The sequence below is a fragment of the Mesorhizobium sp. LSJC280B00 genome, from assembly GCF_000502835.1.
GTDB lineage: Bacteria > Pseudomonadota > Alphaproteobacteria > Rhizobiales > Rhizobiaceae > Mesorhizobium.
The window spans coordinates 24,299-41,494 of the sequence record NZ_AYVL01000024.1; the positions used below are offsets into that span (position 1 = coordinate 24,299).

Sequence of the window (17,196 nt, forward strand, 5' to 3'; positions counted from 1 at the left end):
GCTTGTGATCTAGCCGCTCCATGGAGGAGGCACAATGACGAGGCACGCACATGACCGGGAGGTCACCGCACTTCTGGTGATCGATCCGTACAACGACTTCATTTCCGATGGGGGCAAGATATGGCCCCGCATCCGGGCTGTCGCAGAGGCGAACGGCTGCGTGCCTCACATGCTGCAAGTCTTGAATGCCGCGCGTCAAGCTAAGCTTCGCGTCTTCTATGCAATGCATCATCAATACCGTCCGGGCGACTATGAGACATGGACTTACGTCGCGCCCGTCCAGAAGAGAGCATGGAAGAGCAAGAGCTTTGAATACGGCACCTGGGGCGGCGAGATTCGGTCCGAGTTCGAGCCCAAGCCAGGCGAGACTGTCGCCACCGAACATTGGTGTTCCAGTGGGTTCGCCAATACGGATCTGGATCTGCAGCTGAAAAGGCACGGAATCCAGAAACTCATTGTCATCGGACTGATCGCACACACCTGCGTCGAAGCGACCGTTCGCTTCGCCGCCGAGCTCGGCTACGACGTAACCGTGGTGAGGGACGCGACGGCAGACTACTCGGATGAGGAGATGCACGCGGCTCTAGACATCAACATGCCGAACTACGCCAGCGCGATTGTCACGACAGACGAAATCATCGACTCGATTTCTGCCGTCCAGACCTCGGCCGCCGAGGCGTAGTGATGGTCGATCTCACACGCGAGGGAATGGCCAACCGTGCGCATCTCACTCTGCACACCGGCGGACCGTTTCCGTGCGCTCGACGCGTCAAAATACGTCGAAGAGAACTTGGCTCTCGCCGACATCCAGCAGAGAGATCGAGAACAGGCTCGGTCATTACGTGGCAACGATCGGGCAGGACCAGGTCCCACCCAACTGGAAAGAAAACGACCATGTCAGATATCGCAACGGCCCGTCAGAGCGAAAAGACCTCCGACACCGCAAGCGCACGTCCCGTCGACCTGAAGTTCGAGGTTGTCGTTATTCCGGTCGCAGACGTCGACCGCTCCAAGCAGTTCTACGAGGGCCTCGGCTGGCGGCTCGATGCCGACTTCGCGGTCGGCGACACGTTCCGGGTTGTGCAGTTCACGCCTCCGGGCTCGCCTGGCTCGATCCACTTCGGCAAGGGTGTCACCTCGGCCGCGCCGGGGTCGACACAGGGTCTCTATCTCATCGTGTCCGACATCGTGGCGGCGCGCGCCGAGCTCATCGCTCATGGTGCAGATGTGAGCGAAGTGTTCCACCGTGCCGGTCCGGGACAGCCTGCTGTCAACGGTCGGGACCCGGAGGGACGCAGCTACGTCTCCTTTGCAACGTTCAGCGATCCCGACGGGAACGGCTGGCTGCTCCAGGAGATCACCACCCGGTTTCCGGGCCGGATCGACTCGAAGGCGACGAGCTTCGCCTCCGAGGGCGACCTGGCCGCCGCAATGCGGCGCGCGTCGGTCGCCCACGGAGAGCACGAGAAGCGGACCGGCGGCCAGCGCGACGAGAACTGGCCGGACTGGTACGCCGAATATATGGTGGCCGAGCAGTCTGGCGAGGAACTGCCGCAGTAGGACGAGTTTCCAGACGGCGGCACACTGCCGCCGTATTCGTCCGCGGCCTGCGGAGATCGTGGCGACCTGACGGCCTTTATCGGAGGAAATCATGAGTACCGCAGCCATCCCCACTCAGCGCGAACCTGAACTTCTTGGCCAGACGGTCGTCGTTATCGACGGTAGCGCCGGCATCGGTCTGGAGACCGCCCGGCGTGCCCGCGCCGAAGGCGCCCGCGTCATCCTCACCGGACGCAATCGCGACCGCCTCGATCAAGCAGCGTGCGAGATTAGCGCTGAGGGCACCGCCGCCTTCGACGCCAACGATGCGACCCAGCTGAAGTCGTTCTTTCAAGATCTGCCGGACTTGATCGACCATGTGATGGTTACTGCCGGCGCTCCCCATCGCTCACCCCTCGAAATTCCTCCCGAGGAGGCACGACACGATCTCACGGACCACCTATTGCTCGCGCTCAATGTGGCACGCAGCGCCGCTGGCAAGGTCGGGTCGGCCGGCTCACTGATATTCATGGGCGGCACGGGCGCACGCCGCCCAAAACCAGGCCTCGCGATCGTCTCGACGGTTACCGTCGCGTTCCCCGCGCTCATCGCCAATCTCGCGCTCGAGCTCGCGCCGATACGCGTCAACCTGATCGCCGCTCGCCGTTTACATCAATGAGCAACACGGCGCTGACGGGCGCGACATACGACGTCGACGGCGGCCAGCAGCTCGTCTCGTGACTACGCAGGAACAAAGCACATTGCCTCATCACAAAGAGACATCACCATGAACACGATCAGTGTTTGCGACAAAATCGATGAGCGCCGCCGTCGCCTGATCGGTGCAGCCGCAATGGGCATGACGCTTGCCGAACTCGGCATGACCGCGACAGCGAAGGCGGCACCCAGCGGAGTCGACCAGACGACGGCGTCTGCGATGCACACGGCAAAGAACTCATTCGGCGCACCCAGGCAGATCGATGCCGGTGTCCTTAATGTCGGCTATGCAGAGGCCGGCCCTGCCGACGGTCCGCCCGTTATCCTTCTCCATGGCTGGCCTTACGACATCCACACATATGTCGACGTTGCGCCCATTCTGGCGGTGAAAGGCCACCGCGTGATCGTGCCCTACCTGCGCGGATACGGCACGACGCGGTTCCTGTCGGACGAGACGATGCGCAATGGTCAGCAGTCGGCCATCGCTGCCGACATCGTCGCGCTGATGGATGCGCTGGGTATCGAGAAGGCGACGATTGCCGGCTGCGACTGGGGCGCTCGGACGGCGAACATCATCGCCGCCCTGTGGCCGGAACGCTGCAAGGCGATGGTCTCGGTGAGCGGCTACCTCATCGGCAACCAGAAAGCCGGCAAACTGCCGCTGCCGCCGAAGGCCGAGCTGCAATGGTGGTACCAATATTACTTCGCTACCGATCGCGGCCGTGTCGGCTACGAGAAATATACGCGCGATTTCGCCAGGCTGATTTGGCAGCTCGCCTCGCCGCAATGGAATTTCGATGAGCCCACGTTCGAGCGGAGTGCTGCGGCCTTCGACAATCCGGATCACGTCGCGATCGTCATCCACAATTATCGCTGGCGGCTCGGCCTGGCAGAAGGCGAGGCGCAATATGATTCACTGGAGCAGCGGCTTGCTCAGGCACCCGTCATCTCCGTGCCCACGATGACGCTCGAGGGCGACGCCAATGGCGCGCCGCATCCGGACGCCAGCGCTTACGCCAAGATGTTTTCAGGCAGATATAGCCACCGGGTAGTCATGGGCGGCATTGGACACAACCTACCTCAGGAAGCGCCACAGGCCTTTGCCGACGCCGTTGTCGAGGTCGACGCGTGATCGAGTTCGCGGCGCCGCCCCTCCGGCAGGTACTACAACCACCAAAAGAATGCCTATGAACCGGATCGCGAGGGTTGTTTATACGGCCAGGACCGCAACCACAGGTGGCCGCGAGAATGGCGCCTCGCGCAGCTCTGATGGCCTTCTGGACATCAGGCTTTCCATACCCGGATCGGCGCGCATCGGCACCAACCCGGAGCAACTGCTTGCAGCCGGCTGGTCGGCCAGTTTCGCAAGCGCGGTTGCGTCTGTGGCTCACGAACAAAAAATTACGCTGCCGGCCGGAGTGAGAATCGATGCCGAGGTTGATCTGAATCTCGGGGACGACGGCTACTCTCTCAGCACTCGGCTCAACGTCAGCCTGCCCGGCGTGGAGTACAATACCGCACGAGCCCTGATCGACGAGGCGCACGACATTTGTCCGTACTCGAAAGCGACGCGCGGCAACGTTCAAATTGCGATCAACCTGCTCTGAGTGGATTGCATCGATCGTTGAAGCAATTGGCATGGCCAGGGTTACATTTTGGATCATTCCTTCTCGCCAAGGTCTGCAAAAACCTGCCACGGCATCGCACCTGTCAGAGCGCATCCAGCACAAATACGGTCAGGATGACAGGAGGGGTATCCCTCCGGTCACCGTGATAATCCCTTCTGAGCGCGAAATGTCCGCTCTGGGTCATGGCCGTGAATTGGCCCGGAGCATGCGAGCTTCCGCTTAGGGCCGGAACCGATATTCCGCTTGGGGTAAAGCCATTAGGACAGCTTCAGGCGGAGCCATCACCTTCAGCACCGCTTCGCGTCGTGCTGCTGGCTGGAGACGCCCCTCGTTGACGGGCACGGCCGGCCTTCGACTTACGGCTGCGCCAACCGCGATCCGAACCGACGAAGGCTTCCAGCATGTGCGGAATCAGGGCAGCGGTGTCCACGGGTTCGTAGAGCCGGCTGTGCTCGGCCGCATACTGATCGAGTTCCTCCTTGAGAGGCTCCGGCAGGATGATGGTCATGCGGACGACGCCAACCTTCGGCAGCCGACCGAGCCTCAGATCTGGCATTGTTCACCTCCTGCTTGTGAGACAAAGACATGTTGACTGTTCAGATAATCTGCGTAGGCGACGAGATCGCGATGAACGGCGCCGGGCAGTTCGACCGTGACCTTGACCGGACGGTCATCGGGAATGGCGGAGCGTTTCAGCTTGGTCATGACGGATCCTTCGGCGCACCATACGGCACAAGAACAAGGTCGCGATTGACGATCACGCGAACCGGAAAACCGGGCCGCACCGTGAGCGTCGGCTGCACGTTGAGCTGATTGCGCACGATCTGCTGGCCAATATCGGAGGCCGAGTCCTGCGCGCTTTCGCGGATGGCCTTGGCGATTTCGCTTTCGTCGTCGCTGGACCCAAGCGATGTCCCAATGCCCAGCAATGTCGAGAGCGCGGCGGCCCGAAACATCTGGCCCCAATGATGGTCAACCTCGTCTTCAAGGCCAGAAAACCCTTGCGTGTCAGCGCCCTGCTGCCGCTCCAGCACGATCGATGTGCCATCGGGCATGATCAGCCGGTTCCACACCAGCAGCAGGCGCGACTGACCGAACGCGACCTGGCTGTCATACTGGCCGATCAGCCGTGCACCCTGCGGGATCAGAAGGTATGAGCCCGTTGGGCTGTCGTAGACATTTTCCGTGACCTGAGCGGTGATCTCGCCGGGCAGGTCGGAATGAATGCCGGTGATGAGGGCTGCCGGAATGACGGTACCAGCCTGCACGATATAGGGCGAGGCCTTCTCGGCGAGCCGATCGGGGCTGACGGTGCGCCGATCCGGTCCGGCATTGACGAAAGCGAGCTTGCGGTCCTGCATGTTTTGAGCGGGGCCTGGATCGATCGGTGGCTCCTCGATCGGCGGTGTCGGGCCGGACAAAGTGTTCGCGACCGTGTTTGCATCCTGTCTTACCGGATGCACCCGCGCGCTGGTGTCGGTGAACAGTTTTGCCACGCGGGCGGCCTCGATCTCGGCCAGGCGGCGCTGTTCTTCCGGATCGGCGCGCGGTCCACTGATGTTCGGCGCCCCGGTCGGCTGGCCGCGCTCCTGCGCACGCAAGATCGGCCGGCCAAGATCGCCAGGCAGCGCGGGGCCGAGTTGCGGAATCCCGGCATAATCCTTCGGCAGGCTCTGCAGCCCGTCGGCGGTGGTGCGGTTTTCAGTGGTGAAGAGCTCGGGCGGTTGTTCGGTGCCGCGCCGTCCAGTGTCGAGCGCCCAAATCAACGTGCCGAGGATCGCAGCGCTGGCAACCCCACCAACCCCTATCAGCACCTTGCGCGACAATCGCGTGACCCTGGCCGGTTCGGGCCGCAGGCGCAGTTCGGCTCGAATGTCATGGTTGAGTGCATTTGCAGCGTCGGTCATCGGAACAGCCCCGCGCCAGGCTGGCGTCGTTTCGCGTCCGTCCGCACGATGCGGACGCGCTTTTCGCTCGTCTTGTCGCCGAGCCTCAATTCAGCGGCCGCAAACAGCCGATCAACGACGTAGTAATTCTGGCGAGCGCGGTAGTTGACCAGTTCCGAACCACCCGAAGGGCCGATCACGAACAGCGGCGGCATTTCCCCCTGCCCTATGCCCGACGGGAACTCGATGTAGACCTTTGCACCGTCGTCGAAGGCGCGAAGCGGCCGCCAGGGTGCGGCATCGCCCTCGATGCGGTAGCGGAAATTCAGTTTCTGGAGGTCGACGCCGGTCGCAACCGGCTTTGCGGCGGAAGCCTGCGCATTCTGGCGCCGCAGCGCAATCAGCTGGTCCTGCGGGTACTGCCAGGAGACGGAGGCCATATAGGTCTTTTCGGTCGAGCGGAGCTCGAGATGATAGGTGCGGCGGTCGCTGTTTATGATGAGGTTGGTCTGGAGGTCCGGCCGTGTCGGCTTCACAAGAATGTGGACCTGCTGGCGCTCCCCTGTCCCACTTTGCGTGTCGCCGATGATCCAGCGCACTGTGTCACCTGCGGCGACTGGCCCGGAGCCGACAAGCTGCTCCCCGGGCTGCAAGGCGATGTCGGTGACCTGGCCGGGTGCGGCGTAGATCTGGTAGAGCGCGCCCTCACTCCAGGGATAGAGCTGGATCGCATTGACGAAACCGTCGCGAACCGGCTGCATGCGTGCGGCCTCATTGGCCTGGCTGATCCGCTGCTTCGGATCGGCTGGCTCCGGCTTCACCTTCGTGTTCGTGGCCTCGACCGGTTTCAACTGACCAGGCAGCGGAAGCGGCTTTGGCACTTCCACCACCTTCACTGGAGCAGGTGGGTCGACTTTCTGCACGGCAGGCCTGGCATCGTCATACTGGATCTCCGGCGGAATGTATTTCTTCGATGCACAGCCGGCGAGCGCCGTTGCTGACGTTAGTGCCAGGGCAAGCCTACGTGCCTTGGGCCCATTGCGCATGGCCGGTCTCGCCAATGTTCGTGCCGCAGACATCATGAAAGCTCCTTCGACCAGTTGATGGCATTGACGTAGACGCCGAGCGGATTGGCTTTCAGCCGGTCGGCATCGCGGGTTGGCTGGATCACGACTGTGAGGATTGCGGTCCAGCGCTCGGTGCCGGCCAAGGTGCCGTTCTCGTAGCGGCGCTCGATCCAGGCGACGCGGAAGGAATCCGGCGAAGCACGGATGACGCTGGAAACCTCGATGGCCATCTGGAGTTTGTCCACTTTGGCAAAAGGGTCGTTCAAGCGAGCATAATCATTGAGGGAAATGGCGCCGCGGTCTGTGGTGTAATCGTAGGCGCGCAGCCAGTTTTGGCGGACGATGACCGGGTCGGCCGGAATGCTTCTGACCTGTTCGATGAAGCGGGCCAGATGCCAGGCGATCTGCGGATCGGTCGGCCGATAGTCGGCAACGGCCGGAGCGACAACCTGCGCTTCGCCGAACTTGTCGACCTCCACCACCCAGGGAACCACTGAGCCGCGCGTCGACTGCCAGACCAATGCGGATGCAAAACCGCCGGCCAAGACGAGCGAGCCGAAGGCCATCAGCCGCCAGTTTTTCGCCTGGACGCGAGCCGAGCCGATGCGCTCGTCCCAAATCTGGGCTGCACGCTGATGGGGCGTCTCGGGTTGAGGCGTTTTTCCGTAACGAACAAAAGGGCGTCTAAAGGGAATCATCGGCGGGCGTCCTGATCAAGGGAAACATTCATCGAGCCGCCGCCATCATTGCTCGAGTGGATCGAATGCGCGGCGATGCTGGCTCCGTGGCTCATAGCCTGGCCGCGCTTCATGCGTTTTGCCCATGCGGGCGCAGAGTCGGCGCTGGCTTCGGTGGTCGGCCATTCACCGGAGGAAGCCGTTCGCGACGATTGCTCTCCACTCGCCGCATTCAAAGCTGCAAAGCGGCCGGCCTCGTAGCTGTCGGACAGGGCTGACGCGGCGCGTGACATCCCCTGCTTGACGGGTTGAACGGCAGCGCTGGCACCAACCTTTGCGATACCCGCCATGCCGGCGGCGATTGAGCCTGCTGCTGCAAGTTCCCAGGCGGCCGAAGTGCTGCCGGCCAAATGCGCGCCGCCGCGTGCGGCTGCTGCCGACATGCGCCCGCCTGCACTGAGCCCGCCTGCTGCGCCGCCTATTGCGGCGCGGGCGCCCATAGCGCCGGCTACGCCAAGGCCACCAACGGCGAGGCTCGTGCCAACAGCGGCACCTGCGCCCAGTTGCGGGGCACCAGAGACCAGCCCCGTCGCAATGCCGGGACCGAAGATCGACAGCCCCATCAGCGACAGAGCGCCGAGGACAAGCGACAGCGCATCCGTGATTGTGGGTTGTTCGGCGCCAAAGCCTTGAGTGAACTCGCCGAAGAGGCCCGAGCCGATGCCGACGATGACGGCAAGCACCACGATTTTCACGCCGGAGGCAACGATGTTGCCGAGCACTTTTTCAGCGAGGAAGGCGGTCCGGCTGAACAGCGCAAAAGGGATCAGCACGAAGCCGGCAAGCGTCGTCAGCTTGAATTCGACCAGCGTGACGAAGATCTGTACGGCGAGAACAAAGAACGCAATCAGCACGATCGCCCAGGCAATCATCAGGACCGCGATCTGAACAAAATTCTCGAAGAACGAGACGTAGCCCATCAACTGGCTGGCGGCTTCGAGGATTGGATTGCCGGCATCGACGCCGACCTGCGCGACGCGGCCCGGCTGCAGCAGTGCGGCGCCCGAAAGTGCCGAACCTCCCGCCTTCAGACCGAGCCCGGAAAAGCTCTCGAAGACGATCCCGGCCAGACGATTGAAGTTGCCGATGATGAAGGCAAAGAAGCCGATATAGAGCGTCTTTTTCATCAGTCGGTGCAGGACGTCCTCATCCGCACCCCAAGCCCAGAACAGGCCGGCAATCGTGATGTCGATGACGATCAAAGTGGAGGTGAGGAATGCGACCTCGCCGCCGAGCAGCCCGAAGCCGGAATCGATATAGCGGGTAAAGGTCTCCAGGAAGCGATCGATCACGCCGGTGTCGTTCATGGCGCCACCGTCTCCGGATTGAGCCGGTCTTCCGCGCGAGAGGTCGTCGGCGGTTGGGCCGGCGGCAGGCGCCTCGTGTCTTTTTCGATCGACGGAGCCGCGTTTGGCGCGATGGGGCGGGATGGTTGCAGGAAGCGTCGGCGGCTTTCCGCCCAGGCTCTCCTGCAGGCTTCGTCGTCAACGGCCGCCATGCCGATGGCCCGGCATCGGGCAAGCTCGACCTTAGCCGGCTCGCCGCCCGGATATGCGGAGCGCGGGGAGGACGCGTCCTGCGAGCCGTCGCCGCGCAGCGCCATGGAGGCGGCGGTCATGGCGGCGCCAAGGGCAAGAACGGCTGTTATCCGGGCGGCGATTTTGAGATCCATGCGACTGTGGCCTCAGTCGTGGAACATTTTTACCGATGACGGGCTGTAGCTGCTGCCCGTCATGAAACGGCTGAACTGTTCGCGTGCCTGCTCCTGCGCGGCCGCCCGCCTCGCCTGCTCAAGGGCTTCGGCTCGTCCTTGTGCGGCCAGCATCGCAGTGAGATCGGCAACTTGCTTGGCCTGCACGGCGAGGAGCTGGTTGCCGGCCTGCGTTGCCTGAAGCACGCCGACGGCCGACTGGCTGGCACCGACCAGCTCACTCGTCTGCTCTTGTGTCCCGGCGATGTTGTCGACCGCGACGGCGCTGGTTTTCAGCGAATGCTCAAAGGCAGACACCGAGGTCTGCCAGCGCTGACGCGCGCCCTCGACAAGCTGCTGGCTGGAGAGTTCCGAACCGAAATTCTTGTAAGCGGAGGTAAACTGGCTCTCGATGTCCTGGACGCTGTAGGCCAGCTTCTCGGCCTCGCCGAGCAGGCTCTTCATCTCGGAAAAATTGCCCTCGATCTGGCCAAGCAGCGAGGTTGGCAGCGACGTGAGATTCTTCGCCTGGTTGATCAGCATCTGCGCTTCGTTTTGCAGCGAGGTGATCTGGTTGTGGATCTGCTCCAGCGCACGCGATGCCGAAAGCAGGTTCTCGGCGTAGTTCTTTGGGTCGAACACGATCAGTGCCGATGCTGGTGCCGATGATAGCGCCGTCGCGACGACGATTGCGCCGGCTGCCGCCATGCGACGGATACGGCGACCTGCAAGAACGGAATTCATGAGGGAAGCTCCTTTGTGGATCGGTCGATCACGTTGGTGAGACCTGGGATGAGGTCGGCCGCCCAGGAGAGACCGCGCTCCGCTAGCCAGGCCTCGAGGAAATGCTCTCGGCCGGCCTCGGCGATTGTCCGGTCGATCGCGGCCTGGTCTGATTTGGACGATGTGGCGCAGAGCGCCAGCGCGATCGGACCGAGTCCCAGTTCGAACAGACGGTTGCCGCGGCGGCTTTGACAGTAATAGTCGCGCTTCGGTATCGCCCGGGCGATGATCTCGATCTGACGATCGTTGAGACCAAAGCGTCGATAGATCTCGGCGATCTGCGGCTCGATAGCGCGCTCGTTCGGCAAGAACAGCCGCGTCTGGCAGCTTTCGACGATTGCCGGCGCGATTGGCGATCCGGCGATGTCCGAAAGCGACTGCGTGGCGAAGACCACGCTGGCGTTCTTCTTTCTCAGCGTCTTCAGCCATTCGCGCAGCTGGTCGGCGAAACCGCCATCGTCGAGCGCCAGCCAGCCCTCGTCGATGAGCAGCAGTGTCGGCCGGCCGTCCATCCTCTGCTCGATGCGGTGGAAAAGATAGGCGAGCACGGCGGGCGCTGCACCTGTGCCGATCAGGCCTTCGGTTTCGAACGCCTGGACCGAAGCCTCGCCCAGCCGCTCGTGCTCGGCATCGAGCAGGCCGCCATAAGGGCCACCGATGCAGTAGGGAAGGAGCGCCTGCTTCAGCGGCGAAGATTGCAGCAATACGGACAGGCCAGTCAGCGTCCGTTCGTGGACGGGCGCAGAAGCCAGCGACGTCAGCGCCGACCACAGATGTTCCTTGACCTGCGGCGTGATGGGCACGCCTTCGCGCAGTAGAATGTCGAAAAGCCAGTCGGCCGCCCAGGCCCGCTCCGGCGTATGATGGATGCGGGCAAGCGGCTGCAGCGACACGGTGTCAACGTCGTCCGACAGATCGGTCAAAGTGAGCAAGGGCAACGGATCGTCAGACCCTTGCCCGCTTGCGGTATCGCTTCCGAGATTGTGCCAGTCACCATTCATGGCGAGTATGGCCGCGCGGATTGAGCCGCCGAAATCAAAGGCAAAGACCTGGCTGTTTTCGTAGCGCCGGAACTGCAGCGCGATCATCGCCAACAGGACCGACTTGCCAGCGCCCGTCGGGCCGATGACGAGGGTGTGGCCGACGTCGCCGACATGCAGGCTGAACCGGAACGGTGTGGCGCCCTCCGTTCTGGCGAAGAACAGCGGCGGCGCTCCAAGATGCTCGTTCTCGATCGGACCTGCCCAGACCGCGGAGAGCGGAATCGTGTGCGCGAGGTTGAGCGTGGAAAGCGGCGGCTGGCGAATATTGGCATAGACATGGCCAGGAATACCGCCCAGCCAAGCTTCGACAGCGTTGACGCCTTCGGCGATACAGGTGAAGTCCCTGCCCTGAATGATCTTTTCGACCAGACGCAGCTTTTCGTCGGCGATCGACGGATCGGCATCCCAGACCGAAACGGTGGCGGTGACGTAGGCTTCGCCGATCTGGTCAGAGCCCAGGTCCTGGAGCGCCGCGTCCGCATCGGCCGCCTTGTTGGCGGCGTCCGTGTCGACGAGAACGGATGCCTCGTTGGTCATCACCTCTTTGAGGATCGCGGCGACGGATTTCCGCTTCGCGAACCACTGACGGCGTATCTTCGTCACCAACTTGGTCGCGTCGGTCTTGTCCAGCATGATCGCCCGCGTCGACCAGCGGTAGGGGAAGGCAAGGCGATTAAGATCGTCGAGAATCCCCGGGAAGGTCATCGTCGGAAACCCCGTGATGGTGAGTGTGCGCAGATGCGCATCGCCAAGCCTCGGCTCTAACCCGCCGGCCAACGGCTGATCGACAAGCAGAGCATCGAGATGCATCGGCGTTTCTGGCACGCGAACGCGATGCCGCTTGGTCGAAATGGTTGAGTGTAAGTAACTCAGCGTCTCTCCGTCATCGAGCCAGTCAGCTTCGGGAACGAAGCCCTCGATGAGGTTGAGCACGCGGTCGGTGCGGTCGACAAAAATCTTCAGGAGCTCCCAAGGATCGACGCCGGTCCTTTCCCGGCCTTCGTAGAGCCAACTCTCCATGCGCGACGCTTCCTCGGCCGGAGGCAGCCACACGAAGGTGAGAAAGTAGCTGCTTTCAAACAGCACACCGGAGTCTTCGAACTGTTCGCGACGCTCGATGTCGAGAAGTGCGGATGCGCAATCCGGGAACCGGCTGTCTGGGTAGCCGCTGGCAGGATTGCGCTGCGCTTCGACAAAAAGTGCCCAGCCGGAGCCGAGCCGGCGCAGCGCGCCGTTGAGCCGCGCGGTCGTGCCGACCAGCTCCGCCGGCGTCGCGGAGTCCAGATCCGGCCCGCGAAAACGCGCCGTCCTTTGAAAACTGCCGTCCTTGTTGAGCACCACGCCCGGCGCTACCAGGGCAGCCCACGGCAGATAATCGACGAGGCTGGCGCTCTTCTTTCGGTATTCCGCGAGGTTCATCATGGCGAAACCTCAACATCCGAAATGCGTGGGATAGCGCAGGTGGCGGCGAACCACATCGACGAATTGCGCATCGCGCTTTGCCGCCCAGACGGCCACGAGATGTCCGACCGCCCAGATGATGAGCCCCGCGATCCACAAGCGAAGCCCCAATCCGATCGCGCCGGCCAGCGTGCCGTTTGCGATGGCGACCGCACGCGGCGCGCCGCCGAGCAGGATCGGTTCGGTGAGCGCGCGATGCACCGGCGCGAAAAAGCCACGGATCTCCTCATCCATCAGATCAGAGCTCCGCCACCGAAGGAGAAAAAGGACAGAAAGAACGAACTTGCCGCGAAAGCGATCGACAGCCCGAAGACGATCTGGATCAGCCGGCGAAATCCGCCTGACGTGTCGCCGAAGGCGAGCGACAAACCGGTGATGATGATGATGATCACCGCCACGATCTTGGCGACTGGCCCCTCGATTGACTCAAGGATTTGCTGAAGCGGCTCCTCCCAGGGCATGGAGGAACCGGCAGCATGGGCGGGCGCAATCGTAATGATCGCGGCGGTCGCCGCATACGACAGCTCCACGGCAAGTTTGCGGATAGCCGATGAATTGAAGCGGATCTGGCTCATTCTGAAGCTCCATAGGGAGAGTGGCGATTCACGGTCGTTGTGGTCTCGAAATTTGCTTCCAGGGTGCGGTAGTCGCCGGTGGCCGGATCGAGCCCGTCGACCAGGGCGATCTCGACGAGCCGGCGCGCTGAGCCGCGGCCAGCGAGAACTGCGATGAGATCTATGGTTTCGCCAATCAGTGCGCGCGGAACCGTAATGACCACCTCCTGCACGAGCTGCTCCAGTCGCCGCAGTGCGCCAATGGCAGAATTGGCGTGGATGGTGCCGATGCCGCCGGGATGGCCAGTGCCCCAGGCCTTCAACAGATCGAGCGCTTCCGCACCGCGTACCTCGCCGATCGGAATGCGATCGGGCCGAAGCCGTAACGACGACTTCACCAGATCGGAAAGCGAGGCGACACCGTCCTTGGTGCGCAGCGCCACAAGATTGGGCGCAGCACACTGCAGCTCTCGCGTATCCTCGATCAGCACGACGCGGTCGGCGGTTTTAGCGACCTCCGCCAGCAACGCGTTCACGAGCGTGGTCTTGCCCGTCGACGTGCCGCCGGCCACCAGCACGTTCTTCCGTGTCTTCACGGCAAGCTGCAGGACGCCAGCCTGGGCTTCGGTCATGATGCCGGCGGCGACATAGTCTTGAAGCGTGAACACCGCGACTGCCGGCTTGCGGATGGCGAAGGTTGGCGCCGTGACAACAGGCGGCAACAGACCCTCGAACCGTTCGCCGGTCCCGGGCAGTTCGGCCGAAACGCGCGGCGAGCCCGAATGCACCTCCGCACCGACATGGTGCGCGACCAGCCTGACGATCCGTTCGCCGTCGGCCGCGATCAGTATTTCATTGCTTGCAGCGAGTCCTTCGCTGAGACGATCAACCCACAGGCGACCGTCGGGATTGAGCATCACCTCGACAATGGCTGGATCGTCAAGGAAGCCTGCGATCGCCGGGCCGAGGGCGGTGCGCAGCATGCGCGCGCCGCGCGATACCGCTCCCTTGCTGGCATGATGGTTGGTCGCCATGCGGGGTCCCCGTTTCTCGCCACGAACTGATTCGTGGCGCGGTCGGGGATCATTAGAAAAGGCAGGAGCGCGGGCCTTGCAACAAGCAAAACCGGCGATCGTGGAATGACGTGCAGAGACTTGCGAAATGCGGTGCGGCGACCGCGATAGCTCAGCAACCCGGTGCCCGACTGGCTATCTCCGCTCCAGCAGAACAGCCGGCTATATCTAGGGCCGCAAGCGAAGCCCGATTGGGAAGTCATTATTGGCATCGACGTTCCAAGGATCGGCTCGACGTGCATGTTTTGCCGTCCGGCGAGGCGTTCTCGGTGGGTATGACCATGCCGGGGTGGAGGATCTGGTTCGGCGATTGGCAGCCCTTTCGCCGGCCGTTGTCGGATTGGAGTCGACAGGCAGCTTCGAGAGACTGGCGGTCGCCGCCTTGGCAGGCAACGGCCTGGCGATTGTCATGATCAATCCGGCGCGAGGCGAGGCTAGCAGGTATGTTGAAGAGCCTAGAGAACTATGGTGGAAATTGCCAGAAAGGTAGATTTTTGGAGTTTCTCGTGTCCCTGAATATCAAAAATCCGGCCACCGTTGCTCTCGCCGATGAACTCGCACGCCGCCAGGGTATCAGTAAGACAGCAGCCATCCNTCAAAAATCCGGCCACCGTTGCTCTCGCCGATGAACTCGCACGCCGCCAGGGTATCAGTAAGACAGCAGCCATCCATCAAGCGCTTGCATCGCTTGGGCTTTGGAGAGACCGCTCACGAGCGTCTGCTGGCAGAATTGCGCGCCATCCGAGAAAGAGTGGCACGATTGCCTGAACTGGATACTCGCAGCGACGAGGAGATCATCGGGTATGACGAGCATGGAATCCCTAACTGATGGTGATCGATACCTCAGCTGTTGTAGCGATCCTTCGGAGCGAGCCTGAGGCAGCAAGGCTGGAACGAGCGCTGGTCTCCGACCCAATCCGACTGGTCCCGGCAACCGGGGTGCCCAAGGCACGCATGGTGCTGGTCACCAGGCGCGGCGAACACGCATTGGCCGAGATCGATCTTTGGCTGCGCAATATCGAGGCCGACATCATTCCTGTCGACTCCGAATTGGTTGATCTGGCGACCCAGGGTTGGCTGACCTACGGCAAAGGCCACTACCCGGCGGCGCTGAATTTTGCCGATTTCCTGTCCTACGCTTTGGCAAAGCGTGCAGACGAACCGCTGCTTTTCATCGGCAAAAACTTCTCCCAAACGAATATCGAACCGGCATGAGCACGAGACTCTATGATCATCGGCTGTCTCCAGCTTGAACCCTGTAATAGCGCCAATTAGTTTCGATCCTGTCGGCTGGGCCTGCATCAAGGGGTGTCGTGCCAATTGGTCCCAAAGCAGAGCAAGCTGGCGTCTTTCGTCCCTCCGATCTGGCGCTGCTGGGCCGCGTCTTCGATCGGTCGGAAGTTGAGGGCCAATCCAGCCGGCCAACATGTTGCTCAGACATTCACGGCCGCGACGCTGGTTGTGCGAACAAATGATGGGCCTCGTCGAAAACGGCCCTTGGGAGGACCCGAAGCTCGCTTGCTTCGTAGGGGAGATGCTCGAGATACTGCGTCGTCAGCCGGGCAACCACTTGCGCTTGGGCCAGGTCGCGACGGCGCTTGATTGGCTCGCGATCAGCTCGTTTTGAGACCCAGAATTTGTGAGCGGAAAAAATACGCGGATCGGGTGCCACGAGCCGTAACGGTCCGCCTTTTTCATCGATGGCGATTGCTTCGAAAGCAGGGGCATTTTCCAACCATGCCAGGCCGGCGATCTCGGCGGCCACCAATTCGTCGTCAGCCTTCCCGATAGTTTCCCGGCTCGGCTTCCACGCCGGGTTTGCGAGCGGTTTGATCAGATCGACGAGATATCCGTCGCGGTTCACCGCGCGGAATGTGGCGGATGAACGCTCGAAAGACCGATCGACCTTGCGCAAAAGGTTGATGAGCGCTCCATCTTCGACGTTGGCGCCAGACATGATCCTGAGGGACTGGCGCGAGTCCATGAGGAGATCGATATCTTGCGTCGATGTGATTCCGGGATCCACGAACACTCCGGCCGCCGCCTCATAGGCGTAGATCGCATTCGTGCCTGCAATACGAATGCCTTCCCCGAGAAGACCGGCGTTATCGATTGCTCTGATAATTCTTGCGGCGATCAGGGGAACACGCCCAAGCCGGAGCGCGCGATTGACAGCAGATTGGCGCTCCATCTGCTCCTGTCGCGCAGAGAGCGTTTCTTGGGCGGACGCGCGAGCTGCTTCCCAATCCGCCTTGACAGCTTCGCTCGCCGGCGAGCGCCGACCCTCTGCCTTTTGGTGTCGTACGCCAGCGGCGTCGTAGTAGCTTCGCATCAAATGGTCGATGCCGTTCACGGTGTGCCAGACGAGGGATCCCCGAAAGCTCTTCGCCTTCCTTTGGGCCTCTTTGAGCGCAATGAAACGTTGGTCGGAATTGACTTTTTCCCGACGCTGATCGTTATTTAATTCAACAAAATCAATCAATTCAACAGTTACCATACGTTTAGCTCAGAGCTGTTGCAAGACACAATAGGCGGCGGAGCGCCCGATTGCAACAGCTCTCACGTGATTCCACTGCGACTGTTGAAGTAACTGTATTAATTAAAAAATATGACGACGGAGCGGCTTTTCTACGGCAGCGCAGTCGAAGCAAAAGCGCCGCTCGAACGCGGCCTTCGCTGGTTTTATTCGATCCCCAGACCACCGGGCCGGTGCAAACGGTGTGAGAAAGCTACCAATATGGCGATGGTGGTCATTCGTCACCTCAAGCCGATCCGCTCGATTTGCAACTCCGCGGATGTCGTGACAAAGCTCCCTTTCCCCCGGCTTGGAAGTGCTTAGCTGTCGTCCTTATAAGACTTGGCGGCATCATCGATCTTACGCCAGTCGTTTCCGTGGCGCCGCACAAGCTCCCGCGCCTGGGCTGGCGATACACTTTGCGTTTCGACGAAGTGGTTCACTTCCGTCTCCTCGCTTTCAGGGGACGCGAACGAGGGCTCGTTGGCCGTCTGGCAATTGGG

At 62.0% G+C, this 17,196-nt stretch carries 22 protein-coding genes and 1 pseudogene; 9 read left to right on the forward strand and 14 right to left on the reverse strand.

Features of this window, described 5'->3' with window-relative positions; all coding sequences use genetic code 11:
* Positions 1 to 34 precede the first annotated feature (34 nt).
* The 5 genes from X773_RS65755 (at position 35) to X773_RS65775 (ending at position 3,863) form a co-directional block, all read left to right on the forward strand.
* A complete protein-coding gene (locus X773_RS65755) occupies positions 35 to 682 on the forward strand; it encodes an isochorismatase family cysteine hydrolase (RefSeq protein WP_023679147.1) in 648 nt (215 codons plus the stop codon).
* A 212-nt stretch (positions 683 to 894) separates the two neighbouring features.
* Complete coding sequence (locus tag X773_RS65760; RefSeq protein WP_156937417.1) at positions 895 to 1,560, forward strand: VOC family protein; 666 nt, start codon at positions 895 to 897, stop codon at positions 1,558 to 1,560.
* 91 nt (positions 1,561 to 1,651) lie between these two features.
* A complete protein-coding gene (locus X773_RS65765) occupies positions 1,652 to 2,218 on the forward strand; it encodes an SDR family oxidoreductase (RefSeq protein WP_198023623.1) in 567 nt (188 codons plus the stop codon).
* A 108-nt stretch (positions 2,219 to 2,326) separates the two neighbouring features.
* A complete protein-coding gene (locus X773_RS65770; protein WP_023679149.1) occupies positions 2,327 to 3,388 on the forward strand; it encodes an alpha/beta hydrolase in 1,062 nt (353 codons plus the stop codon).
* A gap of 55 nt (positions 3,389 to 3,443) precedes the next feature.
* The gene (locus X773_RS65775) at positions 3,444 to 3,863 is read left to right on the forward strand and encodes an Ohr family peroxiredoxin (protein ID WP_023679150.1); all 420 of its coding nucleotides are present in this window, start codon (positions 3,444 to 3,446) and stop codon (positions 3,861 to 3,863) included.
* Between the two features lie 289 nt (positions 3,864 to 4,152).
* Here X773_RS65775 and X773_RS65780 read toward each other — a convergent pair whose 3' ends face one another.
* From X773_RS65780 to trbB, 12 genes and pseudogenes are all read right to left on the reverse strand, one after another.
* Complete coding sequence (locus X773_RS65780) at positions 4,153 to 4,440, reverse strand: DUF2274 domain-containing protein (RefSeq protein WP_023679151.1); 288 nt, start codon at positions 4,438 to 4,440, stop codon at positions 4,153 to 4,155.
* A 41-nt stretch (positions 4,441 to 4,481) separates the two neighbouring features.
* A pseudogene (locus X773_RS65785) lies at positions 4,482 to 4,589 on the reverse strand (DUF2274 domain-containing protein); the annotation flags it as partial.
* Positions 4,586 to 5,791 carry a TrbI/VirB10 family protein gene (locus tag X773_RS65790; protein WP_023679153.1) on the reverse strand — a complete coding sequence of 402 codons (1,206 nt, stop codon included), beginning with the start codon at positions 5,789 to 5,791 and terminating at the stop codon, positions 4,586 to 4,588. The pseudogene X773_RS65785 and the gene X773_RS65790, both read right to left, overlap by 4 nt.
* A complete protein-coding gene (gene trbG, locus X773_RS65795; protein ID WP_023679154.1) occupies positions 5,788 to 6,816 on the reverse strand; it encodes a P-type conjugative transfer protein TrbG in 1,029 nt (342 codons plus the stop codon). Before trbG ends, X773_RS65790 begins: the two co-directional genes overlap by 4 nt.
* A gap of 32 nt (positions 6,817 to 6,848) precedes the next feature.
* Complete coding sequence (trbF, locus tag X773_RS65800) at positions 6,849 to 7,535, reverse strand: conjugal transfer protein TrbF (protein WP_023679155.1); 687 nt, start codon at positions 7,533 to 7,535, stop codon at positions 6,849 to 6,851.
* Positions 7,532 to 8,881 carry a P-type conjugative transfer protein TrbL gene (gene trbL / locus X773_RS65805; protein ID WP_023679156.1) on the reverse strand — a complete coding sequence of 450 codons (1,350 nt, stop codon included), beginning with the start codon at positions 8,879 to 8,881 and terminating at the stop codon, positions 7,532 to 7,534. The genes trbF and trbL overlap by 4 nt, the downstream gene beginning before the upstream one ends.
* Positions 8,878 to 9,246 (reverse strand): putative entry exclusion protein TrbK-alt, encoded by a 369-nt coding sequence (gene trbK-alt, locus X773_RS0138955; RefSeq protein WP_023679157.1) that lies wholly within the window; start codon positions 9,244 to 9,246, stop codon positions 8,878 to 8,880. The genes trbL and trbK-alt overlap by 4 nt, the downstream gene beginning before the upstream one ends.
* Before the next feature lie 12 nt (positions 9,247 to 9,258).
* Positions 9,259 to 9,972: a P-type conjugative transfer protein TrbJ gene (gene trbJ / locus X773_RS65810; protein ID WP_156937423.1), complete on the reverse strand. Its 714-nt coding sequence runs from the start codon at positions 9,970 to 9,972 to the stop codon at positions 9,259 to 9,261.
* 32 nt (positions 9,973 to 10,004) lie between these two features.
* The gene (trbE, locus tag X773_RS65815; protein ID WP_023679159.1) at positions 10,005 to 12,512 is read right to left on the reverse strand and encodes a conjugal transfer protein TrbE; all 2,508 of its coding nucleotides are present in this window, start codon (positions 12,510 to 12,512) and stop codon (positions 10,005 to 10,007) included.
* A gap of 9 nt (positions 12,513 to 12,521) precedes the next feature.
* Positions 12,522 to 12,785 (reverse strand): VirB3 family type IV secretion system protein, encoded by a 264-nt coding sequence (locus X773_RS65820; RefSeq protein ID WP_023679160.1) that lies wholly within the window; start codon positions 12,783 to 12,785, stop codon positions 12,522 to 12,524.
* On the reverse strand, positions 12,785 to 13,126 hold the full coding sequence (locus X773_RS65825) for a TrbC/VirB2 family protein (protein ID WP_023679161.1): 342 nt from the start codon (positions 13,124 to 13,126) through the stop codon (positions 12,785 to 12,787). Before X773_RS65825 ends, X773_RS65820 begins: the two co-directional genes overlap by 1 nt.
* On the reverse strand, positions 13,123 to 14,139 hold the full coding sequence (gene trbB / locus X773_RS65830) for a P-type conjugative transfer ATPase TrbB (RefSeq protein ID WP_023679162.1): 1,017 nt from the start codon (positions 14,137 to 14,139) through the stop codon (positions 13,123 to 13,125). Before trbB ends, X773_RS65825 begins: the two co-directional genes overlap by 4 nt.
* Before the next feature lie 482 nt (positions 14,140 to 14,621).
* Between trbB and X773_RS79115 the strand changes: the two genes are divergently transcribed.
* From X773_RS79115 to X773_RS65835, 4 genes are read left to right on the forward strand one after another with little or no spacing between them, the layout of a single operon-like run.
* Positions 14,622 to 14,807 (forward strand): type II toxin-antitoxin system VapB family antitoxin, encoded by a 186-nt coding sequence (locus X773_RS79115; protein ID WP_084641534.1) that lies wholly within the window; start codon positions 14,622 to 14,624, stop codon positions 14,805 to 14,807.
* Positions 14,728 to 14,946 carry a type II toxin-antitoxin system VapB family antitoxin gene (locus X773_RS79120; RefSeq protein WP_280952127.1) on the forward strand — a complete coding sequence of 73 codons (219 nt, stop codon included), beginning with the start codon at positions 14,728 to 14,730 and terminating at the stop codon, positions 14,944 to 14,946. The genes X773_RS79115 and X773_RS79120 overlap by 80 nt, the downstream gene beginning before the upstream one ends.
* Positions 14,909 to 15,007 carry a hypothetical protein gene (locus X773_RS79125; RefSeq protein ID WP_280952128.1) on the forward strand — a complete coding sequence of 33 codons (99 nt, stop codon included), beginning with the start codon at positions 14,909 to 14,911 and terminating at the stop codon, positions 15,005 to 15,007. The genes X773_RS79120 and X773_RS79125 overlap by 38 nt, the downstream gene beginning before the upstream one ends.
* Positions 15,007 to 15,393 carry a type II toxin-antitoxin system VapC family toxin gene (locus X773_RS65835; RefSeq protein ID WP_023679165.1) on the forward strand — a complete coding sequence of 129 codons (387 nt, stop codon included), beginning with the start codon at positions 15,007 to 15,009 and terminating at the stop codon, positions 15,391 to 15,393. The genes X773_RS79125 and X773_RS65835 overlap by 1 nt, the downstream gene beginning before the upstream one ends.
* A 226-nt stretch (positions 15,394 to 15,619) precedes the next feature.
* On the opposite strand, the gene X773_RS65840 is transcribed toward X773_RS65835, so the two are convergent.
* Both X773_RS65840 and X773_RS79130 read right to left on the reverse strand, forming a co-directional pair.
* The gene (locus X773_RS65840) at positions 15,620 to 16,675 is read right to left on the reverse strand and encodes a nucleotidyltransferase domain-containing protein (protein ID WP_245274780.1); all 1,056 of its coding nucleotides are present in this window, start codon (positions 16,673 to 16,675) and stop codon (positions 15,620 to 15,622) included.
* A gap of 338 nt (positions 16,676 to 17,013) precedes the next feature.
* Complete coding sequence (locus X773_RS79130) at positions 17,014 to 17,136, reverse strand: hypothetical protein (RefSeq protein WP_280952129.1); 123 nt, start codon at positions 17,134 to 17,136, stop codon at positions 17,014 to 17,016.
* Positions 17,137 to 17,196: the final 60 nt, after the last annotated feature.